General features: G+C 68.8%; 14 protein-coding genes. 10 read left to right on the top strand and 4 right to left on the bottom strand.

Going from position 1 to position 16,188, the window contains the following annotated elements; translation table 11 throughout:
- Positions 1 to 44: 44 nt before the first annotated feature.
- Complete coding sequence (locus FOB47_RS21015; RefSeq protein WP_174782024.1) at positions 45 to 959, top strand: LysR family transcriptional regulator; 915 nt, start codon at positions 45 to 47, stop codon at positions 957 to 959.
- Positions 960 to 1,164: 205 nt separating this feature from the next.
- Positions 1,165 to 2,187 (top strand): tripartite tricarboxylate transporter substrate binding protein, encoded by a 1,023-nt coding sequence (locus FOB47_RS21020; protein ID WP_174782025.1) that lies wholly within the window; start codon positions 1,165 to 1,167, stop codon positions 2,185 to 2,187.
- A 166-nt stretch (positions 2,188 to 2,353) separates the two neighbouring features.
- On the opposite strand, the gene FOB47_RS21025 is transcribed toward FOB47_RS21020, so the two are convergent.
- Both FOB47_RS21025 and xseA read right to left on the bottom strand, forming a co-directional pair.
- The gene (locus tag FOB47_RS21025; protein ID WP_053822315.1) at positions 2,354 to 2,935 is read right to left on the bottom strand and encodes a superoxide dismutase; all 582 of its coding nucleotides are present in this window, start codon (positions 2,933 to 2,935) and stop codon (positions 2,354 to 2,356) included.
- 207 nt (positions 2,936 to 3,142) lie between these two features.
- On the bottom strand, positions 3,143 to 4,528 hold the full coding sequence (gene xseA / locus FOB47_RS21030; protein ID WP_174782026.1) for an exodeoxyribonuclease VII large subunit: 1,386 nt from the start codon (positions 4,526 to 4,528) through the stop codon (positions 3,143 to 3,145).
- Positions 4,529 to 5,491: 963 nt separating this feature from the next.
- Here xseA and FOB47_RS21035 point away from each other — a divergent pair.
- The 6 genes from FOB47_RS21035 (at position 5,492) to adk (ending at position 9,892) form a co-directional block, all read left to right on the top strand.
- Positions 5,492 to 6,112 carry a MotA/TolQ/ExbB proton channel family protein gene (locus tag FOB47_RS21035; protein WP_174782027.1) on the top strand — a complete coding sequence of 207 codons (621 nt, stop codon included), beginning with the start codon at positions 5,492 to 5,494 and terminating at the stop codon, positions 6,110 to 6,112.
- A gap of 15 nt (positions 6,113 to 6,127) precedes the next feature.
- The gene (locus tag FOB47_RS21040) at positions 6,128 to 6,556 is read left to right on the top strand and encodes an ExbD/TolR family protein (protein WP_174782028.1); all 429 of its coding nucleotides are present in this window, start codon (positions 6,128 to 6,130) and stop codon (positions 6,554 to 6,556) included.
- A gap of 220 nt (positions 6,557 to 6,776) precedes the next feature.
- Positions 6,777 to 7,892 (top strand): tetraacyldisaccharide 4'-kinase, encoded by a 1,116-nt coding sequence (gene lpxK, locus FOB47_RS21045; protein WP_174782029.1) that lies wholly within the window; start codon positions 6,777 to 6,779, stop codon positions 7,890 to 7,892.
- Positions 7,873 to 8,061, top strand: coding sequence for a Trm112 family protein (locus FOB47_RS21050; RefSeq protein WP_006579104.1), 189 nt, complete (start codon positions 7,873 to 7,875; stop codon positions 8,059 to 8,061). Before lpxK ends, FOB47_RS21050 begins: the two co-directional genes overlap by 20 nt.
- 11 nt (positions 8,062 to 8,072) lie before the next feature.
- Positions 8,073 to 8,882, top strand: coding sequence for a 3-deoxy-manno-octulosonate cytidylyltransferase (gene kdsB / locus FOB47_RS21055; protein ID WP_174782030.1), 810 nt, complete (start codon positions 8,073 to 8,075; stop codon positions 8,880 to 8,882).
- A 344-nt stretch (positions 8,883 to 9,226) separates the two neighbouring features.
- A complete protein-coding gene (adk, locus tag FOB47_RS21060; RefSeq protein WP_053822320.1) occupies positions 9,227 to 9,892 on the top strand; it encodes an adenylate kinase in 666 nt (221 codons plus the stop codon).
- A gap of 75 nt (positions 9,893 to 9,967) precedes the next feature.
- Here the strand turns inward: adk and FOB47_RS21065 are convergent, their stop codons facing one another.
- A complete protein-coding gene (locus FOB47_RS21065; RefSeq protein ID WP_174782031.1) occupies positions 9,968 to 11,695 on the bottom strand; it encodes a hypothetical protein in 1,728 nt (575 codons plus the stop codon).
- Positions 11,696 to 12,045: 350 nt separating this feature from the next.
- Between FOB47_RS21065 and FOB47_RS21070 the strand changes: the two genes are divergently transcribed.
- Positions 12,046 to 12,804, top strand: a complete 759-nt coding sequence (locus tag FOB47_RS21070; protein ID WP_174782032.1) for a 3-hydroxyacyl-CoA dehydrogenase — start codon at positions 12,046 to 12,048, stop codon at positions 12,802 to 12,804.
- A gap of 156 nt (positions 12,805 to 12,960) precedes the next feature.
- Positions 12,961 to 14,886, top strand: coding sequence for a gamma-glutamyltransferase (gene ggt / locus FOB47_RS21075; RefSeq protein ID WP_174782033.1), 1,926 nt, complete (start codon positions 12,961 to 12,963; stop codon positions 14,884 to 14,886).
- Between the two features lie 250 nt (positions 14,887 to 15,136).
- Here ggt and FOB47_RS21080 read toward each other — a convergent pair whose 3' ends face one another.
- A complete protein-coding gene (locus tag FOB47_RS21080; protein WP_053822323.1) occupies positions 15,137 to 16,030 on the bottom strand; it encodes a LysR family transcriptional regulator in 894 nt (297 codons plus the stop codon).
- Positions 16,031 to 16,188: the final 158 nt, after the last annotated feature.

Raw genomic sequence — 16,188 nt, forward strand, 5'->3', positions numbered from 1 at the left:
TGCGCCGGCCGTCCGATACGAAGCCCCGCTTCCATACACCGCTCATGCACCGCATCGACCCCGTCAGCATCCAACTTTTTCTCGCCGCCGCGCGGGAGGGTTCCATCAAGCGCGCCGCGGAAACCGAACACATCGCGCAATCGGCGCTGAGCCGCCGGATCGCCGACCTTGAACGCAGCCTGGGCGTGACGCTGCTGGTGCGCTCGCCATCCGGCGTGGCGCTGACCGAGGCCGGCGTGCGTGCGCTCGAACTGGGCCGCAAGCTGAACGAGGACATCGCCGCGTTCGCCCGCGAGGTGCAGGACCTCGGCGATCAGGTGGCCGGCACCGTGCGTCTGTCGGCCAGCCCGTCGTCGATCGTCGGCTTCCTGCCCGAGCGGCTGCACGCCTTCCGCGCCAGCCATCCGCACGTCGATATCGCGTTGCACGAGCGCTCCACCAGCGAGACGCTGCGCGCCTGCCTCGCCGATCATGCCGACGTCGGCGTCGGCGTGGCGATCGACGGCGCGCGCGGGCTCGAATCGTGGCACTTCGCGCAGGACCCGCTGATGGTGCTGCTGCCGGCCGGCCATGCGCTGGCGGCGCGCACGGGACTGCGCTACGCCGAGGTCCTGCACTATCCGCTGGTGATCGTGCAGCAAGGCGGGGCGCTCGATACCGAGCTGCGCGATCGCGCCGCCGAAGCGGGCCTGCCGATGCGGCAAAGCGTGGCGGTGTCGAGCTTCGAGGCCGCCTGCCGGATGGTCGAGGCGGGGCTGGGCCTGGCGGTGATTCCGCATAGCGCGACCACGGCCTATGCCGGCACACGCGGCTTCGTGCGCGTGCCGCTGGACGAGCCGTGGCGGCAGCGCGAACTGCGCGTCTACGCGCCGCGCAAGACGCCGCGGCTGCGGGCGGTGGAAGCGCTGATCGCGGCGTTGCGGGCCGAGCCGCCGGCGGGGCCGTCCGAGGGCGGCTGACTTCCGAGGGCGGCTGACTTCCGAGGGCGGCTGACGTCCGAGCGCGGCTGACTTCCGTTGCCCCCGATGGCGTTCTGTGGACCGATATCGCGGAACGCGATACCCGGTCCGTCGCAACAGCATTTCTTTCCCGCAGGCTGGCCGCTCTAGACTGGCGCGCAGAGGAACCGTCGACAGGTTCCCGCCACGCGACAACGGAGACAGCATGCCCCTCATCCTTCGCACCGTCGGCCGCCTGCGCCACGCCTTCCTTCCCCTTCGCCGCACCGCTGCGCTGACCGTGGCCCTGACGATCGCCGCCGCGTCGGTGGCCGCGCCGGCCAGCGCGCAATCGGCCGACGGCAAGCCGCTGCGGCTGATCGTGCCGACCCAGCCGGGCTCGCAGGCCGACGCGGTGGCGCGTGCGCTCAGCGAATCGATGGGCCGCCAGCTCGGCCATCCGATCGTGATCGAGAACATCGCCGGCGCCGGCGGCATCCCGGGCACGCAGCAGATCGTGCGCGCGCCCAAGGACGGGCTGACGCTGGGCCTGGTGTCGTCGAACCACGTGATCAATCCCGCGATCTACCGCGCGATGCCGTTCGACTCGCTGCGCGACATCACGCCGATCACGGTGATCGGCACGCTGCCGCTGGTGCTGGTGGTCAATCCCTCGGTGCCGGCCAACAACGTGCAGGAGCTGATCGCGCTGCTCAGGAGCAAGCCCGACCAGCTGAACTACGGCTCGTCCGGCAACGGCACCGTGCTGCATCTGGCCGCGGAACTGTTCGCCAGCGAGGCCAAGGTCCAGGTCCGCCACGTGCCGTACAAGGGCGCCGGCAACTACACCACCGACCTGCTCGGCGGACAGGTGCAGATGGGTTTCCTGACGGTGCCCGCCGTGCTGCCGCAGCTGAAGGCCGGCAAGCTCAAGGCCATCGCGGTATCGACGCCGAAACGCATTCCGATGCTGCCCGACGTGCCGTCGCTGGCCGAGTCCGGCCTGCCCCGCTACAGCTTCGACGCCTGGCTGGCGATCGTCGGCCCGGCCGGCCTGGCGAAGGACAAGGCGGCCGACCTGCAGGCAAGGATCAAGGCCGCGCTCGATGAAAAGCCGGTGCAGCAGAATCTGGCCGCGCAGGGCCTGGTGATCATCGGCAGCACGCCGGAGCAGGCGGCGCCGTTCTTCCAGAGCGAGCTGGACAAGCACGCGCGCATCGTCAAGCAGTCGGGCGCGAGCCTGAACTGACCCAGGCATGTCGTCCCCCGAAGGCGGGGACCCAGTGGCTTTCGAAGACGCTGGATTCCCGCTTTCGCGGCAACCACAGCGCCGTCGTCGAACGGCGTCCAGCAAAAAACAAGGCCCTCCAGTTGGAGGGCCTTGCCACGTCGAAGGACAGTCGCGCTGTCGTCGATCAGCCAGCGAAGTTCTTGCTGACGAAGTCCCAGTTCACGACGTTCCAGAATGCCTCGACGAACTTCGGACGGGCATTGCGGTAGTCGATGTAGTAGGCGTGCTCCCACACGTCGCAGGTCAGCAGCGGCTTGGCGTCGGTGGTCAGCGGGGTGGCGGCGTTCGAGGTCGACACCAGGTCCAGCGAACCGTCGGCCTTCTTGACCAGCCAGGCCCAGCCCGAACCGAAGGTACCGACCGCGGTCTTGGTGAACTCTTCCTTGAACTTGTCGAACGAGCCCCACTTGGCGTTGATCGCGTCGGCCAGCGGGCCGGTCGGCTGACCGCCGCCTTGCGGCTTCAGGCAGTTCCAGAAGAAGGTGTGGTTCCACACCTGGGCGGCGTTGTTGAAGATGCCGCCGGAGGACTTCTTGACGATCTCTTCGAGGGTCGCGTTCTCGAATTCCGTGCCCTTGATCAGATTGTTCAGATTGGTGACGTACGTCTGATGATGCTTGTCGTGATGGAACTCCAAGGTCTCCTTGGACATATGCGGGGCCAGCGCATCATGGGGGTACGGCAGCGGGGGGAGAGTATGTTCCATTGTTCTGTCTCTGTGGGTTGTGGGACGGGAGACACCGATTGTAGGTGACTTGCCATAGTGGCGCAAACGAGCGGCAAAGCCCCTTCGGGGCGCGGCAGTATGCGGCCACGGCCCCCCGCCGGGCGGGCCCTGCGGCCCCGTTTCGCAACCGATGCCGCGACGATGCGGCGCGCGTCGATGGGCCCACGCAGGCGCCTGCCGAAGGCCCTATAGATCGAGCAGTTTGGCCTGCACGCTGGCGATGCCGATATCGGCCACGCCCTCGGCCAGATGGACCTCGAGGCGGCCGCCGGCGCGCAACTCCGAAGGGGCCCGCAGCGCCTTGCCGCGCGGGTCCAGCAGCACTGCATAGCCGCGTTCGAGCGTGCGTTGCGGCGCCAGCAGTTCGAGCGCACCGGCGGCGCGATGCAGGCGCTGCGCGGCACGTTCGTGCTGGCGTTCGCTGGCGGCGTGCATCCGTGTCACCAGTCGGGCAAGTTCCGCTTGCCCTGCGCTTGCGTCGGGACGTTGCGCGCGCCAGCGCATCGACCACAGCTGCAGCCGATGGCGGCGCGCCACCAGGTTGTCGCGCCATGCCGCGCGCAGATGTCGCGCGAGGTTGTCGAGCTGTCCGCGCCGCTCCTGCAGTTGCGCCTGCGGGCTGCGCACGCGCCGCGCCAGCCAGTCCAGATGTTGGGCGCGCCGCTCGAGCTGGCGGCGCATGCATTGGCCGAGCGCGTCGCGCGCACGCGCGGCCTGCGCCAGCAGATGCGCGCGATCCGGGCTGACCAGCTCCGCCGCGCCGGTCGGCGTCGGCGCGCGCACGTCGGCGACGAAGTCGGCAATGGTGAAGTCGGTTTCGTGGCCGACGCCGCAGACCACCGGCAGCGTGCAGCGGGCGACGGCATGGGCAACCACTTCCTCGTTGAACGACCACAGGTCCTCGATGCTGCCGCCGCCGCGGCACAGGATCACCACGTCGCACTCGGCCCGCGCGCTGACCGTGTCGAGCATCGCCGCGATCTTGTCGGCGGCGCCCGCGCCCTGCACCGGCACCGGATAGACCAGCACCTGGATATGCGGCGCGCGCCGGCGCAAGGTCGTCAGCACATCGCGCAGCGCCGCGGCCTGCAACGACGTGACGACACCGATCGTGTGCGGATGGGACGGAATCGGACGCTTGCGTGCGGGATCGAACAGACCATCGCGTGCGAGCTTGTCCTTCAGCCGCAGAAAGGCCTCGTACAGATTGCCGACGCCGGCGCGCCGCATCGCTTCGACATTGAGCTGGACCTCGCCGCGCGCCTCGTACATCGACACCAGCGCACGCACTTCGACGGCCTCGCCTTCGCGCACCGGAAAGTCGACATGCTGGTTTCGTCCGCGAAACATCACGCAGCGGATCTGCGCACGCGCATCCTTCAGCGAGAAATACCAGTGCCCGCTCGACGCGCGCGTCAGGTTGGAAATTTCTCCGCGCACCCAGGCCAACGGAAAGTTGCGTTCGAGTACCGATGCGATCGCATGGTTCAGTTCGCCGACCGGGATCACTTCGCGCCCGCCGGGTGCCGTCCGGGTGACTGGCGAAGGCGGAAACGAGAATGGTTCAGACATGGCAAATCGCCTCCGAAGCGGCGTCAGATGGACATGTCCACAGCATAACCGCTCTGTCAAGCCCTTCGCTGTAGGGTGCCTGAAACGGCCCGTGTTTCGTGGGGCTTGACACAAGCCTTTGATTCTTAATGACTTTCCCGGACATCACTTTTTAAGCAATGTAAGAATTTCTCTTACGCGTCAATCACTTACCATTTGTCCACACCAGCTTGTTCACAAAGTTATCCACAGGAACTCTGGACAACTACAGCGCGGTAACACCGACCGTGCGGGCGCACACGCAGCGCGGTGGACGAAACGTCGCGCGCGCACCGAAATGCAAACCACGTGAACGGGAAAGCGACGCCTCTGGCAGCTTGCGGCATTGCCGCTTTTTTAGGCAGCCCGGGGAATTGCCTTACAGATCAAGCCCTTGTCCCGCTTCTCCCGGGCTTATCCACAGGCGCTCCACAACGCTGTCCCGCTGGGATGTGGAAAGAGGTCGACTTTTGGATTTCCGTTGCTCGATACCGACGCGGCGAGCCGTTTGGACACGGTTGCACAATTTTTAGGCAGCCCAAGATAATCGCTTGTGGATCAAGGACTTGGGGCGCTTGTCAGGCGTCTTTCCACACCTGTTCCACAATCCTGTCCCGCTGCGGTGTGGAAAGCCGCGCGACGCAATGACGGCGATGCGCCGTTACCGGCGTGTCCGACGGCCTGCCGGGCCTGCCGGCCCTTCTGCCCATTTTTTAAGCAGGACGGTGTTCGCCCTTTGCAATCAAGGACTTGGCACGCCTGTCCGCCCGCTTTCCACAATCGATCCACAGCACTGTCCCTGTCGGGTGTGGACATGTCTGAAAGTGGATCGCGTCCGCCCTGTCGGCTTGCCGCGCCGGGGACCGCGCGTTAGAGTGGCGCCTGTTTTTTTACGCCGGCCTGCCACAGTCCCTTCCCTTTGCGCCGGCGACTCGGGGTGTCCTTGTGTTTTCCATCATTGAAGCGGCCGGTTGGCCAATCTGGCCGTTGCTGGCGGCCTCTGTCATTGCGCTGGCCTTGATCGTCGAACGTTCGCTGAGCCTGAAGCGCAGCAAGGTGCTGCCGGCCAGGCTGTACGACCAGGCGCTGACGGTCGCGCGGCAACGGCGCGCGACGCCGGACGTGGTCGATTCGCTCGAACGCGATTCGCCGCTGGGCCGCGTGCTGGCAGCCGGACTGCGGCACGTGATCGCCCAGCCCGACACGTCGCGCGACGCCGCCAAGGACGCGGTCGAGGAAGCCGGCCGCGCGGTCGCGCACGAGCTCGAACGCTATCTGAATGCCCTGGGCACGATCGCTTCGGTCGCGCCACTGATGGGTCTGCTCGGCACCGTGATCGGCATGATCGAGATCTTCGGCAGCCAGGGCGGCACCGGCGCCAATCCCGAACAACTGGCGCACGGCATCTCGGTGGCGCTGTACAACACCGCCTTCGGCCTGATGGTCGCGATCCCGGCGCTGATCTTCTGGCGCTATTTCCGCCGGCGCGTCGACGACTACGTGGCCGAGCTGGAATCGCGCGCGGCCACGTTCCTCGACGCGATCCTGCCGCAGCGGCGCGCTTGAAGGCGGATGCAGGCCATGCGATTCCGTACCCGTGCCAGGCGCGACGAGCCCGAGATCAATCTGATCCCGCTGATCGACGTGCTGCTGGTGATCCTGATCTTCCTGATGATCACGACTACCTATTCGCGCTACACCGAGCTGCGCATCCAGCTGCCGACCGCCGAGGCGGAAAGTTCGCAGCAGCGGCCGCGCGAAATCGTGGTGTCGGTGTCGGCCAGCGGCGAATACGCGATCGACAAGGAACGTGTCGGCGTGCGCGACGTCGCCGGCCTGACCGAGCGGCTGCGCGCGCTGGCCGGCACCGCGGCGGCGCAGGCGCCGGTACTGGTCGTCAGCGCCGATGCGCAGGCCAGCCACCAGTCGGTGGTCAACGTGATGGAAGCCGCGCGGATTGCCGGGCTGTCGCGGCTGACGTTCGCGACGCAGAGCGGCGGGACGCGGTAGGCGCCGGCCTCCGACCAGCGCCAGTCAGGTTCGATTGCGTTCTCCCTCTCCCCTCAGGGGAGAGGGTCGGGGAGAAGGGGTGGCGTCAAGCAGCGGTGACACGGCAAGTGCCGCTTGCCCCCTTCCCCAACCTCTGTCCCGCAAGCGGGACAGGGGCGCACTACCATGCCGCCCCACCGCGACACGATAGACTCTGGCGAAAACCGCTCTCCTTCTGCCCATGCCCGCTCCCCGCCATCTGCTGTCCGACTTCGTTACCCGCCAGTGGCAACGCCGCGGCTGGTTTGCCTGGCTGATGCTGCCGTTCGCCGGCGTGTTCGGTGCGATCAGCGCCCTGCGGCGGCTGGCGTACCGGCGCGGCTGGTTCAAGTCGACGCGGCTGCCAATGCCGGTGGTCGTGGTCGGCAACGTGACGGTGGGCGGCACCGGCAAGACGCCGGCGGTGATCGCGCTGGCCGACGCGCTGTGCGAGGCCGGGCTGCGTCCCGGCGTGGTGTCGCGCGGCTATGGCGTCAAGCTGGAGCGGCCGCGCCGCGTCAAGGCGACCTCGAAGGCCGAGGACGTCGGCGACGAACCGCTGCTGATCGCGCGCTCGACCGACGTGCCGGTCTGGGTCTTTCCGGACCGCGTGGCCTGCGCGCAGGCGATGCTGGTCTCGCATCCGGGCATCAACGTGCTGCTGCTCGACGACGGCCTGCAGCATTACCGCTTGCAGCGCGACTTCGAGATCGTGATGTTCGACGGCCGCATGGGCGGCAATGGCTGGCTGCTGCCGGCGGGCCCGCTGCGCGAGCCGCTGTCGCGGCGCCGCGATGCCACGCTGATCAACGATCCATATTTCCGCGCGACGCCGGACCGGCCCGAGGTCTACGGCATGCGGCTCGAGCTCGAACAGGCCTGGCAGCTCGCCGACCCGACCATGGTGCGGCCGCTGTCGACCTTCGCGGGACGGCGCGTGCTGGCCGCGGCGGGCATCGGCAACCCCGAACGCTTCTTCGCCAGCCTGCGCGGCGCGGGCCTGCAGCCCGATACGCTGCCGCTGCCGGACCACTACGATTTCGCCGAGGACCCGTTCGTCGACCATCCGGCCGCGCAGGCGGCCGAGGCGATCCTGATCACCGAGAAGGATGCCGTAAAATGCGACCGGCTTCGCGAGCCGCTCGACCCGCGCATCTGGGTCGTCCCCACCAGGCCCGTGATCGATCCGGGCCTGATCGATCGAATTCGCCGCACGGTCATCGCGCGCTGCCAGGCAGCGCCGACCGCGGCCACCGGCGCCGCTGCCGCCGCGGCCAGCCACACCAAGGAACACCAAGATGGACAACCGGCTGCTTGAAATCCTGGTTTGCCCGCTGTGCAAGGGCAAGCTCGAATACGACCGCGCCGCGCAGGAACTGATCTGCCATGCCGACAAGCTGGCCTATCCGATCCGCGACGGCATTCCGGTGATGCTGGCCGACGAGGCCCGCCAGTCGGTACCGGGCCGCGCCATCGATCCGACCTGAGGCCTGGCTCGATGTCGCTCGCCGATTTCACCGTCGTCATTCCCGCGCGGCTCGCGTCGACGCGTCTTCCCAACAAGCCGCTGGCCGATATCGCCGGCAAGCCGATGATCGTGCGCGTCGCCGAGCGCGCCCGCACCTCGTCGGCACGGCGCACCGTGGTCGCCACCGATGCGGACAGCGTGCGTGCCGCCTGCGCCGAGCATGGCATCGAAGCGCTGCTGACGCGCACCGACCATGCCACCGGCACCGACCGGCTGTCCGAGGTCGCCACGCTGCTGTCGCTGGACGACGATGCGATCGTGGTCAACGTGCAAGGCGACGAACCGCTGATCGCGCCGGCGCTGATCGACGCGGTGGCCGGGCATCTGGCCGCGCATCCCGACTGCGCGATCGCCACGGCTGCCCATCCGCTGCACGAGATCGGCGAGGTCTTCAATCCCAATGTGGTCAAGGTCGTGTGCGACAGCGCCGGCCGGGCGCTGTATTTCTCGCGCGCGCCGATTCCCTGGGCGCGCGATGCCTGGTCCGGCGTGCCGTCGGCCCCTGCCGCCAGCGCGCAGGTGCCGCTGCCCGACATGCCGGTGCTGCGCCATATCGGCCTGTACGCCTATCGCGCCGGCTTCCTGCGCCGCTTTCCGGCGCTGGCCGCCGCGCCGGTCGAGCAGACCGAAGCGCTCGAACAGCTGCGTGCGATGTGGCATGGCGAACGCATCGCGGTGCTCGCCACCGACGCCGCGCCTGCCCCAGGCGTCGATACGCCCGCGGATCTGGAGCGCGTGCGCGCGGTGTGGTCCGAGACCTCGGCGCCCATCGGCCGCTGAGCGCAGACCGGCGCAATCCCGCACGGAGCGGGCCATTCGCCCGCTCCGGTTTACACACCGTTGACCGCCGCGGCAGGCCGATTCCCGGCTGCCTCGTGGCATAATGCTCGCCAATAAAGAGCCGCTGTCGCCGTCAATGCGGGCGACGACGCAAGCTCGGTGGGGAGATGAAGAATGAGCCGTCCGGCTTGCGCCCATGCGAACCGCATGCGGACCGCGCCGGTCACCAGCCATGGCGGCGCCTGCGTGCCTGACCATCGCGCGGTAAGCCACACGTCAAGTTTCGGCGTTACCCTCCTTCCATTCCCCCGCCATACCGGATTCAAAACTCTGAGGACCCGTAAATGCGTTTGATCCTGTTGGGCGCCCCCGGCGCCGGCAAAGGCACGCAAGCCAAGTTCATCTGCGAGAAGTTCGGCATCCCGCAGATCTCCACAGGCGACATGCTGCGCGCCGCGGTCAAGGCCGGCACTGCGCTGGGCATCGAGGCGAAGAAGGTGATGGACGCGGGCGGTCTGGTCTCCGACGACATCATCATCGGCCTGGTCAAGGACCGCCTGAAGCAGGACGATTGCCGCAACGGCTATCTGTTCGACGGCTTTCCGCGCACGATTCCGCAAGCCGAGGCGATGAAGGAAGCCGGCGTGCCGATCGACTACGTGCTGGAAATCGACGTGCCGTTCGACGCGATCATCGAACGGATGAGCGGCCGCCGTGTGCATGCCGCCTCGGGCCGTACCTATCACCTGAAGTACAACCCGCCCAAGACCCCCGGCGTCGACGACGAAACCGGCGAGCCGCTGATCCAGCGCGACGACGACAAGGAAGAGACCGTGCGCAAACGTCTCGATGTCTACGCGCAGCAAACCCGTCCGCTGGTCGACTACTACTCGGACTGGGCCGCCAAGGGCGCGCCTGGCGCGAGCGTCGCGCCGCCGCAGTATCGCAAGATCAGCGGCGTCGGTTCGGTCGACGAAATCACGGCGCGCGTGTTCGAGGCGCTGAAGTAAGTCACCGAAGCCCTGCCCGATCGGGAAAGCGCAAAGGCGGCCATTGGCCGCCTTTTTCATTGCCGTTGCACGAGGTCAGCCGCCGGTCGCGGGCACGCGCGCCACGCCGGATGCCTGCACGCGATGAAAGGTCCCGTCGTGCCAGGCCGCCTGCGCGCCATCGCCATGCAGATGATGGAAGATCGTGCGATAGGCCAGCTCGAAGCCGGCGTGTTTCAGCAGCGTGGTGGACATCCTGGACATGCCCAGTGCCTGCAGCAGGGCCGAGGCCTCGAGCCGGGCAGCCTTTCCGGCGATCTTGCCGGCGGAGTTGCCAGCGGTGTTGCCGGCTGGATCGTCGATCAGCAACCGTCGCGCCAGCACGGCGGCCTGCCAATGGCGATTGCCGGACAGCGCCTGGCTTGCGTGCCGCAAGGCCTCGAGCTGCGCCAGGCTGCACTGGGCCAGCGTGTCCGCGCACAGGCCACGCGCGGCGCCGCTTCGGATCGCGTGTGCCAACCGTTCGCGCTCCCACATATCGGCACGGCGGCGTGCGAACCGCATCGCGATGCGGATCAACGTGAACAGGAACCAGGCGCCGCCGAGCACACCGCCGAGCGCGACCAGCAGCGGCGCTGCCGGGGTCGCCAGTGCCGCCGTGCCGGCTACCACCATCGTTGCCATGCCGGCGCCCGACAGCAGCACGGTGCCGACGCCATAGGCAATGCGGACAGCGGCCCGGCGCGCCAGCCCGCGCGCACGCTCGCGCCAGCGACGTTGTCCGCGGGCGAACCAGTGCAGCGCCTCGGTCGCGGCGGGCGATTGCAGCCGCCTGCGCCGCACGGGATCGGCCGACAGTCGGCGCAGATTGTCGCGGATCGCCGCGTCCACCTTCCGCAGCGTGGCATCATGCCGCCGCGCCTCCGCCAGTTCGCCGATCCCGCAACCGACCTGGGCCAGGCCAATCGCCGCGCCGAGGCCGAGCGACAGCATGTCGCCGGGAATCAGCCCGAGATCCAGCGGCGCCTCCCACCCGGACGCCGGGATCGGACTGGTTTCGTAGCCGACGCGCAGCGCCTGCAGGCTGCTGTCGCGGAGGCAGGCAATGGCACTGCCGCGCAGTCGCCGCGTGGCGCGACGATCGCTTCGCGTGACGGCGTCGTGGCCAAGAAGATCGGCGCCATGTTGCCGCAGCATGGCGTCGCGTTGCCCGTCGATCAAGGCGAGTTCGCGGTCGATCACGTCCATGGCGGCCTGTCCCAGCGCGACGGCATCGCCGTTGCCGGCGGTCAGCGCCTGGCGGAACGTGTCGGGAAGATAGGCGGCGCCGTGCCGCGGCAGCCGGTGTGCGGCAAGGGCCGGTGCCGGCGTGCCATCGTGCCGGGCCGGGGTTGACAGGCAGGCGCTGATCCAATGGCGCGCCGCCTTCAGCGCGGTCTTGCGCCGCTCGACGTGTTCCGGCAGGCGCGTTCGAGCCAGCGCGGCGACCGCGCGGCGGTAGCCCGGCTCCGAGGCGCGGAGCTGTTGCGCGGTCCGGACCTTGCCAGCCGCCGTCCTGACCAGGTCGACCACGCCAAGGACCGCGTCGCCCGCCGGCAGTACGTCGCTGGCCTGGACCAGGTCCGGAGAAATCGCGTCGGCCGCCTCGAACAGCGGCTCGGCCTCCTGCACGGCGGAAGACATCAGCGAGATGCCCGTCGTATCCAGCCGCAAGGTTGGCCGGCCCACGCGCAGATCGCGGATGAACTGCCGCACGGCGCCGAATGTTCCCTGCGGCTCGGCCAGATCGAGTCGGATGGCACCGGCGCCCGGCGTCCAGTGCACCGCCTTCCGGGCGCAGTGGAGCCCGCGGTGGGGCCCGCAATGGAGCCCAGGCTCGGCCCCATCCAGCGTTGGCGTCGATGGGCGGCTGCGCATCCAGCCAGCATGGAACTCGCTCACGGCGGGACTCCCGAGGTGTGACGTGAGCGCACTCTAGCCAGATGGGGTCCTGACATCTGGCGCGAATGGTTGCGGGCTTACGATTCTCGTGAGCGCTATCGGCGCGCCGCGCGGGCCTTTACAATACGGCGCAATGCTTGACGTTTACGTAAACGTTATATTCGCCGTTCGTTCTTCATCTTCATGCGCCGGCGCGGTGTCGACCGGCGCTGCCAACCCCGAGGAGACAATCGATGCAGATCCGAGACAACGTATTCATCGTCACCGGCGGCGCTTCCGGCCTGGGCGCGGGCACGGCCCGCATGCTGGCCGAACAGGGCGGCAAGGTCGTCATCGCGGACCTGAACGAGGCCGCCGGCACCGCGCTGGCCGAAGAGCTGGGCGGCCGCTTCGTCCGCTGCGACGTGACCTCGGAAGCCGACGGCCAGGCCGTCGTCGATGCCGCGGTGGGCCTGGGACGGCTGGCGGGGCTGATCAACTGTGCCGGCATCGCGACCGCCAACAAGACCGTCGGCAAGAATGGCCCGCATCCGCTGGACGCCTTCGAGAAGACCATCCGCATCAACCTGATCGGCACCTTCAACATGATCCGGCTGGCCGCCGCGGCGATGGTGCAGAACACCCCGGACGATGGCGGCGAGCGCGGCATCATCGTCAACACCGCCTCGGTGGCCGCCTTCGACGGCCAGATCGGCCAGGCCGCCTACGCCGCATCGAAAGGCGGCGTGGTCGGCATGACGCTGGCGGTGGCGCGCGATCTGTCGCGCGATGGCGTGCGCTGCATGACGATCGCCCCCGGCATCTTCGAGACGCCGATGCTGCTCGGCATGCCGCAGGAGGTGCAGGATGCGCTCGGCAAGATGGTGCCGTTCCCGCCGCGGCTGGGCCGCCCGGCGGAGTACGCGCAACTGGTGCAGGCGATCATCGGCAACACCATGCTCAACGGCGAGGTGATCCGGCTCGATGGCGCGATCCGGATGCAACCGAAGTAAGCCGGCACTCTCCGTACAATGGCGGCCCGGCGGCCCGGCCGCCCTTGACGGCCGCCGACAAACGGCAGCGCGAGGCCGATTGTGCTGTCCATGGCACGGCGATGGGCAGCAGTGACTACAATCGCTGTACCTCATAGGCCTCAAAGGGAGTGCAGCATGCCGCCACGTTCGCCGGTTCCGCCGTTCCTTTCCACCGCCGCCGTCAACGGATGGTCACCGACGGCCAGGCTGGCCGGCACGCTGGCCGCGCTGCTGCTGGCGGCCTGCGCGGCCCCGCAGGGCGGCAAGGACGCCGGCACCACGGCGGCGCCGGCCCCGGCCACCCCCGCCGCCAGCACCCCCGCCCCGGGCACCACCGCCCTTCCCCCGGCGCCCGAAGGCGCCTCCGGCTGGACCGACAAGCCAGGCTGGACCGCCAGCTCGTTCATGGTGGCCGCCGCCAATCCGCTCGCCACCCAGGCCGGCTACGACATGCTGAAGGCCGGCGGCACCGCGATCGATGCGGCGATCGCCACGCAGATGGTGCTCAATCTGGTCGAACCGAATTCGTCCGGCATCGGCGGCGGCGCCTTCCTGATGCATTTCGACGGCAAGCAGGTGCAGGCCTACGACGGCCGCGAGACCGCGCCCGCGGCGGCCACCGAGCGGCTGTTCTACGGCCCGGACGGCAAGGTGATGCCGTTCCGCCAGGGGCTGGTCGGCGGCCGCTCGGTCGGCGCGCCCGGCGTGCTGCGGATGCTCGAGCTCGCGCATCGGCAGCACGGCAAGCTGCCCTGGCGGCGGCTGTTCGAGCCGGCGATCCGGCTCGCCGAGCAGGGCTTCGCGATCAGCCCGCGGCTGGCGACGATCATCGCGCAGGACCAGGACCTGATGAAGGATCCGACCGCGCGCGCCTACTTCTACAACGCCGACGGCACGCCCAAGGCCGCTGGCACCGTGCTGCGCAATCCCGAGCTGGCAGCGGTGCTGCGCAGCGTCGCCGCACGCGGCGCCGATGCCTTCTACCGCGGCGATGTCGCCCGCGATATCGCCGCCAAGGTCCGCTCGCATCCGACCAATCCCGGCTTGCTGACCGCCAGGGACATCGCCGACTACCGGCCGAAGGTGCGGCAGCCGATCTGCACCGACTATCGCCGCTGGACCGTCTGCGGCATGCCGCCGCCGTCGTCGGGCGGCATCGCGGTCGCGCAGATGCTGGGCATCCTGCAGGCGCTGCCGCCGGCGCGGCAGATCGCGGCGGCCAGGCCTCAGCGCAATGACGTCGGACTGGAGCCCTCGGTCGAGGGCGCGCATCTGTTCGCCGAGGCCGGCCGGCTGGCCTACGCCGACCGCAATCAGTACGTCGCCGATACCGACTTCGTGCCGCTGCCCGGCGGCGACTGGCGCAGCCTGGTCGATCCGCGCTATCTCGCCAGCCGCGCCGTGCTGATCGGCGAGCGCAGCATGGGCAAGGCCAGCGCCGGCACGCCGGCCGGCGCCACGGTGGCGCTGGGCCGCGACCGCGCGCCGGAATTTCCGTCGACCTCGCACATCTCGGTGGTCGACCGCTACGGCAATGCGCTGTCGATGACCACCACGATCGAGGACCAGTTCGGCTCGCGCCAGATGGTGCGCGGCTTCCTGCTGAACAATCAGCTGACTGACTTCTCCTTCGTCGCCGAGGAAGACGGCAAGCCGGTCGCCAACCGCGTGCAGCCGGGCAAGCGGCCGCGCTCGTCGATGGCGCCGACGCTGGTGTTCGACCGGCAAACCCGCGAGCTGGTGATGACCGCCGGCTCGCCCGGCGGCTCGGCCATCATCAACTACGTGGCCAAGACGCTGGTCGGCACGCTGGACTGGGGGCTCAACGTGCAGCAGGCGATCTCGCTGCCGAACGTGGGCTCGCGCAACGGCCCGACCGAGCTGGAGAAGGGGCGGGTGTCGGACGCCTTGGTCGAAGGGCTGAAGGCGCGCGGGCATGACGTGCGCGTAATGGACCAGACCTCGGGCCTGCAGGGCATCATGCGCGTGCGCGTCAACGGCAAGCCGATGTGGTTCGGCGGCGCCGATCCGCGGCGGGAAGGGGTCGCGATGGGGGATTGAGGAGGATTGAGGGCGATGGCGGCGGCGGTGGCATGACGGCCGCCGCTGCCCTCTCCCCCGCCCCTCTCCCGCAAGCGGGAGAGGGGCGAAAACCGGCGTCGCCAGCCGTCCCCGATTGTGTTCTCCCTCCCTTCTGTACATCGCGCACGCGGGAGAGGGGAGAAAACCAGCGCCGCCAGCCGTCCCCGATTGTGTTCTCCCTCTCCCCCTCGGGGGAGAGGGGTGGTTTCCCGCCGCCCGCCAGCAAACCTCAAGCCGCCGGAATCGGCATCGTCCTGACCATCTCCCACACCGCCGCCGCCGCCGGTGACAGCGAGCGGTCCTCGCGGCGGACCATCACGATGCGCCGCTGCTCCTGCGGCACCAGCGGACGCCAGACCAGATTCGACGCGGCCGGCAGCGGCAGCGAGAACGACGGCAGCACCGACGCGCCGATGCCGGCCTGCACCATGCCGAACACGCTGGCCGAGTGGCCCAGCTCCTGCACGACGCGCGGCGTCACGCCATGCATCGCGAACACGCGATCGATCAGCGGGCGGCTGCCGGAGGCGAAATCCAGCAGCACCAGCGGTACGCCATCGAGCGCGGACCACGACACCGTGTCGCGTTTTGCCAACGGATCGTCGTCGCGGCAGACAAAGCAGAACGGATCGGTGCCCAGCGGCACGGTTTCCAGCCCTTCGCTGGCCAGCGGGTCGATCAGCACGCCGAAATCGACCGCGCCGGCACGGATCTGCTCGAGCCCGTCCGCCTGCACGTTGTCGCGCACCGACAGCCGGACCTCCGGATATTGCCGGGCGCAGGCGGCCACATAGAGCGGCATCAGCCGCGCCGAGATCGTCGGGGCGCTGGCGATCACCACCCTGCCGCGGTAGCGCTCGCCCAGCTGCCGCGTCTCCTCCAGCGTGTCGTCGAGCTGGCCGAGCAACCGTTCCAGCGCGGGCACCAGCGCCTGGCCGGCATCGGTCAGCACCACCTCACGCGTGGTGCGGTCCAGCAGCCGCAATCCGAGCGCCTCCTCCAGCTCGGCCACGCCCCGGCTGACCGCCGGCTGGGTCAGTCCGACCGCGTCGGCGGCGCGGCTGAAACTGCCGTGCGAGGCCACCGCCAGGAAGACCCGCAACTGCCGCAACGTGTAATTCATGCGTCAACCATATCAATGAATACGACAAATGAATTTGCATTCTAGACAGGACTGTCGTCCAATACCAGCGTTAACCCTGATTCCACCGGTTTCTGGCTATTCCTTTTCTTTTTAACCCATCCGTCCCGGCGCGCCGCTCCGGTGCGCTTCAGTCCACG

Origin of the sequence: Cupriavidus gilardii (assembly GCF_013347325.1) — a bacterium.
In the GTDB taxonomy this organism is placed as follows: Bacteria; Pseudomonadota; Gammaproteobacteria; order Burkholderiales; family Burkholderiaceae; genus Cupriavidus; species Cupriavidus gilardii.

What these genes read in the sequence shown, in the direction of transcription:
- FOB47_RS21015 (WP_174782024.1), top strand. Translation starts at nt 45, where the DNA reads ATGCACCGCATCGACCCCGTCAGCATCCAACTTTTTCTCGCCGCCGCG.
- FOB47_RS21020 (WP_174782025.1), top strand. Translation starts at nt 1,165, where the DNA reads ATGCCCCTCATCCTTCGCACCGTCGGCCGCCTGCGCCACGCCTTCCTT.
- FOB47_RS21025 (WP_053822315.1), bottom strand. Translation starts at nt 2,935, where the DNA reads ATGGAACATACTCTCCCCCCGCTGCCGTACCCCCATGATGCGCTGGCC.
- xseA (WP_174782026.1), bottom strand. Translation starts at nt 4,528, where the DNA reads ATGTCTGAACCATTCTCGTTTCCGCCTTCGCCAGTCACCCGGACGGCA.
- FOB47_RS21040 (WP_174782028.1), top strand. Translation starts at nt 6,128, where the DNA reads ATGCGATTCCGTACCCGTGCCAGGCGCGACGAGCCCGAGATCAATCTG.
- lpxK (WP_174782029.1), top strand. Translation starts at nt 6,777, where the DNA reads ATGCCCGCTCCCCGCCATCTGCTGTCCGACTTCGTTACCCGCCAGTGG.
- FOB47_RS21050 (WP_006579104.1), top strand. Translation starts at nt 7,873, where the DNA reads ATGGACAACCGGCTGCTTGAAATCCTGGTTTGCCCGCTGTGCAAGGGC.
- kdsB (WP_174782030.1), top strand. Translation starts at nt 8,073, where the DNA reads ATGTCGCTCGCCGATTTCACCGTCGTCATTCCCGCGCGGCTCGCGTCG.
- adk (WP_053822320.1), top strand. Translation starts at nt 9,227, where the DNA reads ATGCGTTTGATCCTGTTGGGCGCCCCCGGCGCCGGCAAAGGCACGCAA.
- FOB47_RS21070 (WP_174782032.1), top strand. Translation starts at nt 12,046, where the DNA reads ATGCAGATCCGAGACAACGTATTCATCGTCACCGGCGGCGCTTCCGGC.
- ggt (WP_174782033.1), top strand. Translation starts at nt 12,961, where the DNA reads ATGCCGCCACGTTCGCCGGTTCCGCCGTTCCTTTCCACCGCCGCCGTC.
- FOB47_RS21080 (WP_053822323.1), bottom strand. Translation starts at nt 16,030, where the DNA reads ATGAATTACACGTTGCGGCAGTTGCGGGTCTTCCTGGCGGTGGCCTCG.